Source organism: Marivirga tractuosa, assembly GCF_042140215.1.
GTDB lineage: Bacteria > Bacteroidota > Bacteroidia > Cytophagales > Cyclobacteriaceae > Marivirga > Marivirga tractuosa_A.
This window is the reverse complement of the sequence record NZ_CP159478.1, coordinates 2,519,926-2,533,825: the sequence shown is the minus strand read 5'-3', so window position 1 is coordinate 2,533,825 and position 13,900 is coordinate 2,519,926. Positions and strand designations below refer to the sequence as shown.

The 13,900-nt window shown below is 34.6% G+C and carries 14 protein-coding genes; all 14 read right to left on the bottom strand.

The features are described from left to right. Positions 1–39 precede the first annotated feature (39 nt). The 14 genes from ABWH96_RS11435 to ABWH96_RS11370 all read right to left on the bottom strand — a co-directional run bounded on the left by ABWH96_RS11435 (position 40) and on the right by ABWH96_RS11370 (position 13,888). Positions 40–1,047, bottom strand: coding sequence for a hypothetical protein (locus tag ABWH96_RS11435; protein WP_375577665.1), 1,008 nt, complete (start codon positions 1,045–1,047; stop codon positions 40–42). 556 nt (positions 1,048–1,603) lie between these two features. Next, positions 1,604–2,074 (bottom strand): hypothetical protein, encoded by a 471-nt coding sequence (locus ABWH96_RS11430; protein WP_375577664.1) that lies wholly within the window; start codon positions 2,072–2,074, stop codon positions 1,604–1,606. Positions 2,075–2,177: 103 nt separating this feature from the next. After that, the gene (locus ABWH96_RS11425; protein WP_375577663.1) at positions 2,178–2,801 is read right to left on the bottom strand and encodes a hypothetical protein; all 624 of its coding nucleotides are present in this window, start codon (positions 2,799–2,801) and stop codon (positions 2,178–2,180) included. 4 nt (positions 2,802–2,805) lie between these two features. Beyond that, positions 2,806–3,408, bottom strand: a complete 603-nt coding sequence (locus tag ABWH96_RS11420) for a hypothetical protein (RefSeq protein WP_375577662.1) — start codon at positions 3,406–3,408, stop codon at positions 2,806–2,808. After that, positions 3,401–4,315 (bottom strand): DUF5655 domain-containing protein, encoded by a 915-nt coding sequence (locus tag ABWH96_RS11415; protein ID WP_375577661.1) that lies wholly within the window; start codon positions 4,313–4,315, stop codon positions 3,401–3,403. Before ABWH96_RS11415 ends, ABWH96_RS11420 begins: the two co-directional genes overlap by 8 nt. 11 nt (positions 4,316–4,326) lie before the next feature. Continuing rightward, positions 4,327–5,007: a hypothetical protein gene (locus tag ABWH96_RS11410; protein WP_375577660.1), complete on the bottom strand. Its 681-nt coding sequence runs from the start codon at positions 5,005–5,007 to the stop codon at positions 4,327–4,329. Next, positions 5,000–6,610 carry an AAA family ATPase gene (locus tag ABWH96_RS11405; RefSeq protein WP_375577659.1) on the bottom strand — a complete coding sequence of 537 codons (1,611 nt, stop codon included), beginning with the start codon at positions 6,608–6,610 and terminating at the stop codon, positions 5,000–5,002. Before ABWH96_RS11405 ends, ABWH96_RS11410 begins: the two co-directional genes overlap by 8 nt. A 6-nt stretch (positions 6,611–6,616) precedes the next feature. After that, entirely contained in the window at positions 6,617–6,754 is a 138-nt protein-coding gene (locus tag ABWH96_RS11400) for a hypothetical protein (RefSeq protein WP_375577658.1), read from the bottom strand. A gap of 37 nt (positions 6,755–6,791) precedes the next feature. After that, the gene (locus ABWH96_RS11395) at positions 6,792–9,092 is read right to left on the bottom strand and encodes a type I restriction endonuclease subunit R (RefSeq protein WP_375577657.1); all 2,301 of its coding nucleotides are present in this window, start codon (positions 9,090–9,092) and stop codon (positions 6,792–6,794) included. Continuing rightward, positions 9,056–9,670 carry a type I restriction endonuclease gene (locus ABWH96_RS11390; protein WP_375577656.1) on the bottom strand — a complete coding sequence of 205 codons (615 nt, stop codon included), beginning with the start codon at positions 9,668–9,670 and terminating at the stop codon, positions 9,056–9,058. The genes ABWH96_RS11395 and ABWH96_RS11390 overlap by 37 nt, the downstream gene beginning before the upstream one ends. A 399-nt stretch (positions 9,671–10,069) precedes the next feature. Further along, positions 10,070–11,278 carry a restriction endonuclease subunit S gene (locus ABWH96_RS11385; RefSeq protein WP_375577655.1) on the bottom strand — a complete coding sequence of 403 codons (1,209 nt, stop codon included), beginning with the start codon at positions 11,276–11,278 and terminating at the stop codon, positions 10,070–10,072. Beyond that, entirely contained in the window at positions 11,262–12,824 is a 1,563-nt protein-coding gene (locus ABWH96_RS11380; protein ID WP_375577654.1) for a type I restriction-modification system subunit M, read from the bottom strand. The genes ABWH96_RS11385 and ABWH96_RS11380 overlap by 17 nt, the downstream gene beginning before the upstream one ends. A 152-nt stretch (positions 12,825–12,976) precedes the next feature. Further along, the gene (locus tag ABWH96_RS11375) at positions 12,977–13,699 is read right to left on the bottom strand and encodes a hypothetical protein (RefSeq protein ID WP_375577653.1); all 723 of its coding nucleotides are present in this window, start codon (positions 13,697–13,699) and stop codon (positions 12,977–12,979) included. A 15-nt stretch (positions 13,700–13,714) separates the two neighbouring features. Further along, complete coding sequence (locus ABWH96_RS11370) at positions 13,715–13,888, bottom strand: hypothetical protein (RefSeq protein WP_375577652.1); 174 nt, start codon at positions 13,886–13,888, stop codon at positions 13,715–13,717. Between the last annotated feature and the right edge of the window lie 12 nt (positions 13,889–13,900).

The window sequence follows — 13,900 nt, the reverse complement described above, 5'->3', positions numbered from 1 at the left end:
TGTAAATAATACTAAGTAAGATCTCTTTAAACCTAATTCTTAATCCTTTGGCCCCATTTTAACATTGTCAATTACGAGAAGTAGGTCTTTATAATTAGATGAATTTGAAAATTCTATTTGTGCCCTGTAAACCCCTACATCATTATATTTTAGTACAAATGGAAATTTATAGAATCCATCTGTTGTGGCTCTTGCACCTGCAACACTATATGTTGAGGTTACTTTTACCCCAGTAGAACAAATATCCTGAAAAGATACCTTAGCATTAAACCCTTCTGTTGACTTTAATTCTTCAGTGACATTTTCACCTGATTTCGCATCTATCAGTTTAAATTCAAAATCTATTTCAATCCCATTCGTAACGGATACCGGAGGTGTATATAGTTTCCTCTCATTTTTTCCTTTAGGAAGATTCATTACAACAGCTTTAGAACCATCTATTCCCTTTTCAGTAATATTAATAGAATCTGGCAAATAACTATAATTCCATCCCTTTTCGGCAAAATCAGAATTTGATTCAATATCATCTAAATTAAATGTGTATGTTTTATCTTTCTCTAATGTTTCCGGATCAAATACTCGGTTAAGGTAAGTGACTTTATTATCAGACATGTCCGAATCTATGGGTTTCAATGACCTGTCTTTTTTATAGGTTTCTAAATCTATAAGATAAGACTCAACAGTTATTTCGTACAAACCGGGCTGCGATAAATCGATAGGTGCAAACCTGAAATTCATCCAGCCTGGTGTGAAGCCTCTAAAATCATAGACTGCTTCCTCCTTAAGTAAAACCTCTCCATCTGATAATCTTTTTATTTCAACAGATCCAAATTGTGGTTTACCAGCTTTATTAAAATTTTCACCTCGGTTTTCAACCCTAAACTGAAGCTTAGTAACCTGGCTTCTCGGACAATTACTAAATGGAACATAATCACCTCTCGGGTAATCCGGTATATCTATGGATTTAATACCAATATTTATTTCTTGGGCAAATACTGGCATAAAAGACATTATTATTAAAATCAGGCTTAAGTTTAATTTTTTCATGTTTATATTATAAAGTTCATCAATCAATGAAGATATAAAAAAACAATTAATAATTATTGAACCCTTAGCAGATTTATATAATATTTTCTAAAAATAATCTTGAAATGATTCAATTCCAATATCTCCTCAGACTGAAGATACTAGTGTGAAACTACTTCAGTTCTCCTCTTTTGTATGTCAGATTTTGCAAAAGCCGGACATTAACGCTCCAAATAAACTACTATGTCTGACATGAAAAATGTCCGACATTACCTTTTAATTAAACAAGTATAAATAGCAAGTTAAGACTACTCCAATTGTTTTTCTTTCTTAAAATAGCAAGTACCGTCTTGGCGAGGCACGAAGCCATCTCAAGTTAGATATAGCAACCCTCAGATTGCTTCACCCTAAAGGGATCAGCCTGAGTCGGATAAATTCGCAATGGCGATGTAGCAGACAGCTTCAGTTAACAAAAGACTTTGATAGAAAGAACGGCCTTTGCATAAGTCGGACATTAATTTGCTAGAAATAGCGACAATGTCTGACATGTCTTCAAAAAAGACGGAATAATCCTCCCCTACTCAGGAATTGTTAGTATTTCAAACATCCAATTTTTTTCTGCTATAAACTTTTTATGAAAATTGGGTTTTTGAAATCCTGCATAAATCAATCCTAAACCAGGTATTGTTAAATAAAAGATATTCGGATTCACTAATATACTTAAGGCCACACCCATTGTAGTAGTGACAATTCCTCCATAGACAAAAACAACAGATGTAAGAATAGAAGTAAAAGCAGGATTACGTTTCAAATAGTCGATGTCTGTTAATTCTATTTTTTCATCATCAATTATGAGCACATTTTGTTCTACACTATAGCGGCCAGAATACTCTTTACCATCCACTGTTTTAATGAAAATTCTTTTGTTTTCTTTAATAAGGACCTCTCTTTGCTTATTCTCTTTGGTAATTTGAATTGCTTTTTGCTCTTGAGCGCATAAAGTATTGGCAAAGAATATGCTGAGCAGTAGGATGATTGCTTTTTTCATAATTTAATTCGGTTCATTAATTTTAAAAGTAGGGGATTTTTGATAGAATAGCCTACTATTTTAGCTCTAAGCGTCATTGCGAGTGAAGCGAAGCAATCTCAAGCTATTTCCTTGCTCTTAAAACCTTCCCTATCGCCTCACCTATCGGCTTGAATTCTTCTGCATTAAATTCATCTGTTTTGGCGTTGTTGCACCAGTAGCAGGAATGTGCTAAATTACCTTTGACATATCCTTCATTTGGCTTTATCCGGTCAACTTCCATAAACCTACCGCGAGTGGCTAATCTTTTGGTATGAATCTTTTTGGAATCAATTAAAGAGGAAATTTCAGACTCTGTAATTTTACAATATTCACAGTATCGATCAACCTCGTCTTCTTTGTAAAATTTGATAAAGTCAGATTCTGAAATCAACTTTTTTTCTTTAAACTCATTTTTAAACTCAGGTATAAGTTTAGAATATTGCGTATACCACTCAGTAATAGCATTATCTAAATCTTCGATTGTGGCTGTTTCAGTAAAAATGTTTTCACCTTTTGATTCCTGATAAGCTCGAAGACAACTATCAAAATCTGAATCATCATATTCAAAAGCTTTAAAACTTGATAGATTTACATTCTGAAGTGAGGGGTCACTAAGAAAACATTTGATTAAATAAATATCAAAGAATCTGTCAAAAGCCCTATCTAAAATTGACTTAAACCTATTTTTTGCTAAACTTTTGCTCATGATTTTATTTAGTTTTGATCAATTTCCCTAATACAAAAAGATAATCATCTAATTTGTAATCAGCTTTAAACGTTAAATCCTTAGTTCTATACCAGCGAATATAGTCAGCAATCAGATCGGAATCTTTTTGCGTTACTGCTCCTCTATTTCTAATTTTTTCTAATTCCTGTATATCATCTCCCTTTTCTATTGCTAAATACGCTCTTAGAACATGCTGATCGATGATAGGCTGTTCTTCTGGATTACTAATATGACGAGCAAATTGCCTAAACACTAAGCCAGTTTCTGATGCCTTTTCTTTCTCAGTAATTGTCTCTATAAAACTTTTAATTTTACCATAATCACCTTGTTTCCAGATGATGGAAAGCAAAACTTTTTCTAAGGGTGTTTCAGCGCGAATTTTTTCTACTAAATATTCTGATAGTAATTTAGAATCCTCTTCAGAAATGGAAGAGAGAACATCAGGATACTTTTTATGCTTCTTCTCAATCAATTTCTCAAATTCTTCTTTCCAAAGAAAATCAGTAGGTTTTGAAGAGTCATTTAGCCAGCTTTTAAAATTTTTGATCAATCCAGCTACTTCTTCTGTTTTATCAACCCTATTCACCGTGATACTTGTAACTCTGCTTGATCAAACTCATTAAATAATCTAAATCAGTATCAGGAACTATCAAGGCTTCATAATCCCCTACTCCCCAATGACCGATATTCGAAACATCTCTGAATAACTTCTTATGATCATCAAGTGCTCCCTGCTTTAAGTTGATTCTCATTTTGATTTGCTTTTTCTGTACTTCAACATCGCAAACGAGCTTCTTCCCTGCCTTAAAACCGATATACTGCTTCACGGGATTAATCTCTACTTCATCTAAGGCGGTGATGCGCTCTTTTAATTCGAAATAAAGCTCTTTAGTAGCCTCGGATGCTTTGCTTAGGTGATCTTCTTCGGTGTAGACTTTAATCTCTTTACTGACCTGCTTTGCCCGTTCATCTTGATCACCGATGGTGTTTACACTCACCTGACTGTTGGATTTATGCTGATTAAGCATAATAAGATCATGCTCATACTTTTTAATTTCCCAGAGCTCAAAAGGTAGGTCTTTAAATTCAATGCTTTGTTTTTGGTAGGTAGTAAATTGAGGAGCAATAAATATTACTCTCGATTGACTCCAATCTACTGTATCTCTTTTGAGCGCTTTGCCACTTTGCTCTTGATACTCTAAGATGAAATCTGCTTTGTTATTCAACAATAAACTTAAATAAGAATAGCCCTGATCGACCACAGAAAAGCTTTTTCCCTTTTTGTATTCTATGATGACAAAAGCATTGCTTTGCTTATCAAAAGCCAGTGTATCAATTCTTAAGCTATTCAATTGAAACTCGTTTTTAACAAACTCCAATCCAAAAAGCATTTGCAGACTTTGTTCTACGAATTGCTGGATATCCTTTTCTAGTTTGAAAGGTTGGCTTTTGATTTCTTGTAGTTGGGATTTGTTGAGGTTGTAGAGGTTCATTTAACTTAAAATCAATGATTATCAATCATATCTAAAATTGCTTCAAATGCTTTTTTTAGATGTTCTAGTTTATCTTCATTCTTCTCTTTCCTTATCCTTTTAGTAATATTCCTATGAGTTTTCTTATCTCTCAAATTAATTTGTTCTCTATAATCAAGAATAATTTGATATCTGTACATGTTACAGGTTTCATAGGTATATGGTCCATTAGTATTAGGTTTAGGTCTTAAGAAAAAATCATCTTCAATCTCAAAGTGATCTGACCATTTCTCGAAATGAGGATTGAATATTCTATATTCATCTCCATTTGATGGACAATGTTCCTCTAAGTCGCCATAGTACGTATCTTCATTTACGAGAACATTTTTTGTTCCTTTCGATGAATTACAACCTATACATGAAACTACTAAATTATAATCTGAAAACATCCAACTAGGTTTTCTGTTCCTACAGGTTATATGTTCTATGGGGTGACCATAACCATCTATAGCAATTAATACTCTACAATATGCACATCTTCTATTTTGTCTTCTAGCATAATGTTTTCGAATATTTTGCTTCAGATTTTCATACTGATTTATTGTCGACCAATGGTCAGCTAAAACAGGAGGATTCAAGGATAATGTATTTTGGTCCGTTATAGTTCTCTTATAAGTTTTTCCTGAAATTGAATAATCCAGGATTCTATCCAATTTTCCCATATTTTGAAATTAATTTATCCACTATTTCTTTAAGAGGATCTTCTTCTGATAAGTTACCAATATTATTTTCTACAAGCTGATTAACCATGAGACTTATTAATCTTAACCTATCAACATTTTTAGGTTTTGCAATTTCATCTAATATCTCACCAATTTTCTCAGATATGTAGTAATTCCTAGTAGTAGGAACATTAAAAACTTTAAGTAAAACTTCCTCAGCAGACCAACCATATGTATCTGTATGCAAGTTATCAGCTATCAATTTTTCATTTTCTCTTTTTAAAGATATAACCGATGAACTATCTGGTCGGAGATCAGAGATCAAAAAATGGGAATGAGTAGCAATTATAAAATGTGAATCAGGAAATTTTCTAAACATCTTTTTCAATAGATGAATATATTTCATCTGCCAGTTTGGATGCAGGCTAATTTCTGGCTCGTCAATAAGTATGAGACTATTTTCTCGAATATTAGATAATATTCGTAATAATGACATAATAATTTGATTTTCCCCTGCACTTACTTGATCTAATGTGATATCACTGCCATCTTTCCTAATTTCAATATTATCAACATATAAAATATCTAGTTGTATTAAATCATTAATTATAGAATAATCTATACCGTAAGCTTCATTTTTAAAAAAATCAATTTTTAAAAACTTAGAGTCTGAATTTCTGATGTGCTGAAGCTTGTCTGACTTTACTAACTGATTAATAAAATTCAAGATAATATTTAATCTCGAGTCCTTGCCAGGATCTGAAATCTTCTGTTCTAGTAGCTGTTTAAATTTCCAAGCCCCCCATGGTTCTGTAGTTCTGATATGTTTTTCTTCATATCTTATATAGAAATCCTCTAAATCAGAGATTTCTAAAATGCCATTATAGAACCTAGGAGTGTATTTAGTTCTAAAATTTACTGTTAAGTATGGATCAAATTCCAAAAAATCAACTATTGTAGCTTCTAAAATTTCCTTGAAGTTAGGGTAACCAATTGCATCAAGAAGTGAATTCGTTATTTTTCTTTTAAATGCATTTGATGATATATTACGTGCTGTATGTTTAAGACCACAATATTTGTAAATATTGCTATCATCTTCCTTTTTAAATGTAAATCGATCATTTACTTGGGAAGTACTGGCAATAACCTTTGAAGGTAAAATTAACTGATCAAGACTAATTGAATATTGTTCAGTTGGTTGAAACTTAATATTGTCTTTAAAAAGACTGGTATCTGAAGGTCTGTTACATAATATATTAATTTTATTTACATCAGAAATAGACTTACGTGTACTTTTCTGTGTAAGCCATCTATTTGAATAGACCTCATAGCTATTTTGATAAAAAGAGTATTTCAAATAGAATGCATAACTAATGGTATCTCTTTTTTCACCATCCTGCATCTTTTCTAATTGATAAAAAATATCAGCTAAAGTTTTAAGAATAAAACTTTTACCAGTACCATTCATGCCTATTATCACGCTTGTATAAGGTTCTTCATGATCTGGTATAAACACCTCACTATCACGAAAATCGATATTTAGATGACCTAAAGTAGGGTGACCGAATAATTCTAAGTTATGTAGTCTAAACATACAATATCATTTAGTTAAAACATCCTTCTCCCCCATAATCCTCTCCAATAACACTCTTTCCGGTTCATCATTAACATTTTGAAGAACAAGATCGCCTTTAAAGACTTTTTGTAAAATATCTTTGCTTAAATGATCTGTCTTCATAATATCCGTTCTATTTTGGTTAAAACTCTCATAATCCTTAAGCCCTCATCCCTTCCACAAAAACCTGCACAAACTCTTTCATTTTGGCTATAATTCTTTCGCCTATGCTGCGGGCTTGTAGTACGCTGGGTCTGTTGTCCAGGCATTCAAATACTTCGTCTCGCAAGGGTTCTCTTTCATTGAAAATATAGGCATCTACCAAATTTTGGAATTGCTTTCTATCGAGCTTTTCTTCCTCGCATAATTGGTTCAATGCCTGAATTTTCTCCTTTTCCCAGAAATCATAAAATTCATCCGCTATTTTATCGGTATCTGCTATTTTGGGGAGGTGCTCATCAATAAATTTTTCTATCAGTTCTCGTTTTGAACGTAGCTCTACCTCACCAGCCAGCATATCAATGATTTGTTTCTTTTGAGCTTGGGCATCTTTCTCCTTCCCTTGCTTCATTTGAGCAATCAGCTTCAAAATGTAATCTACATTGATCTCATCACGATGGATCAACTCTAATTCAAAATCAACATCTTGGAGAATGGAGCTTTTTTCTTTTTGAGTATTAAAGCGCACCTGATCGTAAAGATCAAGGTATTTACTTTTATATTTCTCAAAATTCTGCTCGGTCAGTGGCAAATCATCCCATTCAAAATCGGTATAAGAGGTCAATACATTCTTTACCCTTAAAAGCTTTCTAAAGGCTTGCATAAACTCCATTTGCTTAGGTTCGGATATTAACTGATCCACACTATTAATAGTAGGAGCTGCTTTTAATAAATCAGCAAAAGCATTGGAAAATTGTTGTAAGATCTCCTCATAAGGCGGTAAAATAATCTCTTCCTTGGCTTCTTTATTGGAAAATAAGGTGATCGCTTCATCTGTAGACTTTTTCAGGTTTCTGAAAACTAAAATATTTCCCTGTGACTTGGTTTCATTAATGATACGATTGGTTCTGGAATAGGCCTGAATCAATCCATGATATTGCAAATTCTTATCGACATAGAGGGTATTGACCATCTTAGCATCAAAACCTGTCAAAAACATATTGACCACTAAAAGAATATCTAATCGGTCTTTTTGCTGAAAGCCTTTCTTCTCTCTTTTCTTTAAGCGATTGCTAATATCTTTAAAATAGTTCTCGAATTTTTTACTATCCTTGGTGGTATAATTGGTCTGATAAAGCTGATTATAATCCTGAATAAATGACTCTAATTTATCTCTGGTATGGCTGGATTGATACGCTATATCTGGTTCAGCTGCTATGCTTAATCCATCAGTGGATTCCTCTGCTGGAAGCATACCATCCGCTTCCTCCGATTCTTCATTTTGACCGTAAGTGAAAATAGTAGCTATCCGTAAATCATGCTTTCCTTCTTCTTTCTTTTTGCGAAAGAATTCATAATACTTGATGAGATTTTCAATACTACTCGTGGCAAAAATCGCTGAAAAAGCACGGTTATGCGTTTTTACATCATGGTAGTCAATAATATAATCCACTATTTTCTCCAGCCTTTCAGGGGCATTGATCACTTCTGTTTTATCAATATCCTCAACCTCTATATCGATTAAGGTATTCCCTTTTTGCTTATAACGACCAATATATTCAATGCTGAATTTCAATACGTTCTGGTCGCTAATCGCATTGGTAATCACATATTTATGCAAGCACTCATCAAATAAGTCTTTGGTGGTGCGTTTACCTAATTCATTTTTGGCTGCATTATCCGCAAAAATAGGCGTTCCGGTGAAGCCAAATAATTGGCTATTACTGAAATACTCTGTTATCCGGCCATGGGTTTCTCCAAACTGACTTCTATGGCATTCGTCAAATATGAATACAATTTTCTCATTTTTCAGTGACCGTAGTTTTTGCTCATATTTTTTATTCTTGATGGCGTTATTCAGCTTTTGAATAGTAGTGACTACCAACTTATCTTCTTTCACCAATTGATTGACCAATGTATTGGTATTGCTAGATTGATCAACACTGTCCGCTTTGAAGTTATTAAACTCCTTCATGGTTTGGTCGTCCAAATCCTTTCTGTCCACCACAAATACCACCTTATAGACTTCCGGCATATCCATAATAATCTGGCTCGCCTTAAAAGAGGTTAAGGTTTTACCTGAGCCAGTGGTATGCCAGATATAGCCATTCTTTACACTATTTTTGACGTGCTGAATAATAGCCTCAGTCGCATAATATTGATAAGGCCTTAGCACCATTATGACCCTATCTGTACTCAATACGATATATTGAGCAATCATTTTACCTAATTGATGAGGGTTCAGAAAGCTATTGGCGAATTGCTCTAATTTGTGGATGTTAACATTTCGCTCATCGGCCAAAAGAAAGTTTGTTTGAAGGATTGAAGTTCATTATTCGCCAGGTATTTGGTATTGACTCCATTACTGATGATAAATAACTGAACATATTGAAATAAGCCGTTATTACTCCAAAAAGATTGTTTTTGATACCGATTGATTTGATTGAAGGCTTCTTTCATTTCAAGCCCTATTCTTTTCAATTCAATTTGGGCTAAGGGTAGCCCATTGACCAGTAGCGTTACATCATATCGGTTTTTATAAGTACCTTCCTGACTTACTTGATTGGTAACCTGATATAAATTTCTAGACCAATTCTCACTATCAAAAAACTGGATGTATTCCGTAGTGCCATCTTCTTTGGTGAGTTGAAATCGGTCTCTTAGGGTTTTTGCTTTTTCAAAAACGGTTCCTTTTGCCAGATGATTGAGAATACTTGCAAACTCCTTTTGTGAAAGTTGACAATCATTAAATGCTTCTAATTGCTTCTTTAAGTTGGATTCTAACTGAATTCCATCTGAGACCCTAACACGCTCATAGCCAAGCGAGGCAAGCTGTTGGATTAGGTTTTCTTCTAGTTGTGCTTCTGGTTGAGTAGGCATAGTACGGTTTGAATATAGGGGAAATTTTAAAGAATTCTATCGTCCTTTAGGGTTTTTCGATGAATGGACGGGTTTTCACTACCTAAATAATGCATCAGGGAAGCATGCTTCGTCCTGCGTCCTCGCAATGACGATCTAACGAGCTACTTTCCGTGCGTCATTGCGAGGTACGAAGCAATCTTAAAGCAAGAATAGCAAACCGTAGATTGCTTCACCCTAAAGGGACTCGCAATGACGGTAATTAATGGCATTGCAGTTTATAATCAAGTATTGACTGCGAATTCCGTGCGTCATTGCGAGTGCAACGAAGCAATCTCATGGTAGAAGTAGCATACTGTGGATTGCTTCACCCTAAAGGGATTCGCAATGACGGTAATTAAAGACAAAGGAGATGGACTCCTACACAAACATCTTTTGCAACAATCCTTTTTTAAAGCGTTGGGCTTGACTGATTTGTTGCCCTACTTGAGCCACCTTTTCATCCAAAGACGATAAGAAATTGGCTATTATTTGTTGTTCAGCGAGAGAGGGATATGGAAGATTTATTTCTGAAAAGTATTTAAAACTAATCATTTTTCCATCTCTAATACCTTCCAAATTTCTTTGTAATTGTCTAATATACTTCTCTGTTTTAAGATAAAACTTATAAAAAGTCCTATCTACACTTTCGGAACTAGGTCGTAAAATTATATACGCAGGGCTACAAATCCCCTTGTAATTTGAATATTCAATACCTCCCTGAAAAGTTCTCAGACTTATTACAAAATCACCAACCTCAACCACTTTATATGAAGCAATACTTTTTTCAGTAACTGTCATTTGATAGTCAATCATATCTCTAGGAATTGCTCCTTGATCTTGAGTAATTGCTAAAATTGGTAAATCAGAATTATGATCCTTATTTGAAATATTATCAAATAATTTATTTCCACCAACCCACTCCCATTCCGGAAAGTCATTACCCTGATCATCTTTAAAGCGGATTTCCTGCGCAAACAGCTTTTGCATTATGCCTTTTTTGTATTGGGCCAAAAGCTCCTTTTTGCGATGCAGCTGCTGTATTTTCTGATCTACAGCACTTAAGAAATCCGCTATCTTTTGCTGTTCGGGGAAAGCAGGAATTTTAATTTTTCTATTTTCAATATTACCTTTCGTAATATGAAACATAGTTCCTCCTTGAGATTGAAGCTTTATTTTCTCAAGGTCAAATAAGAATAGCTGATATAAAAAATCTCTAGATATAGAATCCTTTGGAATAACTTTCCAAATATGATAATGATAAATTGTCTTTTCACCATTCCAGTAGTAGGAACCAAAGGATGCTGACCAAGCATACATTAAATCCCCTGCATCAATATATTTATCATCTTCTAATTCTAAATCAGAATAATACCATTCCTTATTGCTGAATAAATTCCCTACTCTTAGAACTTTATATTTACCTTTATCTAATAATTCACTCTGCTTATATGCTCGACCATTTATAAATCGTGAAATATCTCCAAAAGATTTAAAAAACCAATGTCCTTCAAACTCCCTAAACCTCAATTCAGGCACTAACATATCCTTTTTATCCATCACTTCGCTCATCTTAAAAAGGGCTTTCAATGCCTAATTCTTTACAATAATCGGCTATGCTTTGGTCGGTGCTTTGCATGTCTTTTTCTAGGCCTTTTAGCTCCTGGGCTACAGCTTGTATGTCCACCGGTTCTTCTTCTTCAAAGGTATCTACATAGCGCGGTATGTTGAGGTTATAATCATTTTCGGCTATTTCTTCCAGTTGGGCTACATGGCTGTATTTGTCTTCAGCTGTGCGCTCACGGTAGGTAGTGATTAGCTTTGCAATGTCTTCTTCTCTTAAATAATTCTGGGTTTTAATCTTTTCAAAATGCTGGCTGGCATCAATAAACAACACATTGTCTTGGTCCTTGCGCTGCTTCTTCAGCACTAAAATACAGGTTGGGATACTGGTTCCGTAAAAGATGTTAGCTGGTAGGCCTATTACGGCATCTAAATAGTTTTTTTCTCTGATCAGGTACTCTCTGATATGGCCTTCAGCTGCACCTCTGAATAATACGCCATGCGGTAATACACAAGCCATAGTGCCATCATCCGCTAATTGGTGTACCATGTGTTGCACAAAGGCGAAGTCGGCCTTACTGCTGGGCGCCAATTTGCCATAAGAAGCAAAGCGATCGTCACTCATAAACAAGTTGCTTGCACTCCAATTAGCCGAAAAAGGCGGATTGGCCACAATGGCCTCAAAGCGATCGTCTATATGTTGTGGCTGCTCCAGCGTATTTTCATTTTTAATATCGAATCTGCGGTAATGCACATCATGCATGATCATATTCATGCGGCAAAGGTTAAAAGTGGTAGGGTTCATCTCCTGTCCGTAGAACTTATTCACTTCTTTTACTTCCTTGGCTACGCGCAACAATAAAGAACCCGAACCACAGGTAGGGTCATAAACTGATTTCAGCTTTTCTTTGCCGGTAGTCACGATGCTGGCCAGTACTTTACTCACTTGCTGAGGAGTATAAAATTCTCCTGCCTTCTTCCCTGCCCCACTGGCAAACTTCCCGATCAGATATTCATAAGCATCGCCCAACATATCACTTTCGCTGTCTTCTATATTGAAGTCTATCTCATCAAGGTGTGCCATTACCTTCACAATGAGCTCATTTTTTGCATTTTCTGATTTACCTAATTTAGAACTGGTCAAGTCTAAGTCTTCGAAGAGATTCCCGAATTCCTCTTCACTTTCCGAGCCCATGGTACTTTGCTCAATGTTCACCAATACTTTGGAAAGGTCGTCTAAAATAAACTTGCTTTTGCCTTCCGCATTGCCACGCTTGGCCAGCCGACTAAAAAGCTCCGAAGGTTTCAGGAAATAACCCAATGCTTCCAAAGCTTCTGCTTTAATGGCTTCTAAATATTCTTGTCCCTGACTACTTTCCTCATCAATGTCATCATAGCTCAAGCCATCCGGTTTCAGAATCGCATTAGCATAGAGATCCATCTTTTTACTGAGGTATTTGTAGAAGATAAAACCGAGGATATAATCTCGAAAATCATCGGCATCCATTTTTCCTCTTAAAGTATTGGCAATATTCCAGAGTTGCTGTTCTAAGCGTTGTTTTTCTTCGGTCATGGTCTATGATTAAGCTAAGGATGGTGAAAATCCAATTGCAGGCTCTAATTTAAGGGAAAATGCTTGTTGAAAAAGCTAAAGGGGGATAAAAGTTGGTTATGAGTTTGATTTAAATTCAAGATATAAAAATTAACAAAGCACAATATTCAGCTTTAATTTGACTCTTGTTTTTCACTTTCGTTAAAAGCCATATATAAATCCATATCAAATTTAGAAAAAGTTCTAATTTCTTCTTTTTTGATAAGCAATTTCGAAAATCCAGCTTGATCCTGCAATTGGCTAGTTTGCTTTTCTTTTTCTGGATAAAAAGTTTCAAAAGTTTCAAATGCCTCCAAATAATCTGTCGTAAGTATTAACTTCCTCTCTTCATCTCTAAACCCACTGAATACGGGGTCTAAAGCAATATAAGTATTATCCAGTGAAGCTTTAAATTCGGTTATGAAGCCTATGTATACTTTTTCATTTTTTAATGAAACAGCTAAAAGCTCTTTCTGATAGAAGCATTCTTGAATCAATCTTTCAGCATCACCCCCATATTTTTCAACTAGTTTCTTAAAAATTTTCTCCTTTGACCTTATCTTATTTAAAATATGTGACGATGAAAGCCCAATCAAAAATGAGAGTAGACTAGTACCTATATGCTTCTCTTTAATGGGTAGTTTACTCAGAATCCAATAACTAAATTCAGGAAAGTAGTGCTTAAGTCCTGCTGAAATTAGAAAGGCAGGAACAAGAAGATAAAAAGCGAACAAAAAGGATGTGTAAATATATCTTTGCCTATCATGTAGGCTATATTTAACCTTAAAATAATGATTTACTTCAATAAAATAAAAAGCACCTAAAATGGGGAGGATGAGAAGGTTGAAATTTGGCATTAGAAAATGAAAATGTTATTTGACACTCGGCTCAGTTTTTCGTTTGTCAATTACAGCTTTCTTAAATTCTCGCAAAGCTTGAAACTTAGAACGCATTCCTTCTGAATTATAAAATTCATTTGCATCCATAGACATTGATAATCTGTTAAGATTGACCTGAATTCCTTTTTTTTCTGATACCTTAGCCATAATATAAAAGTA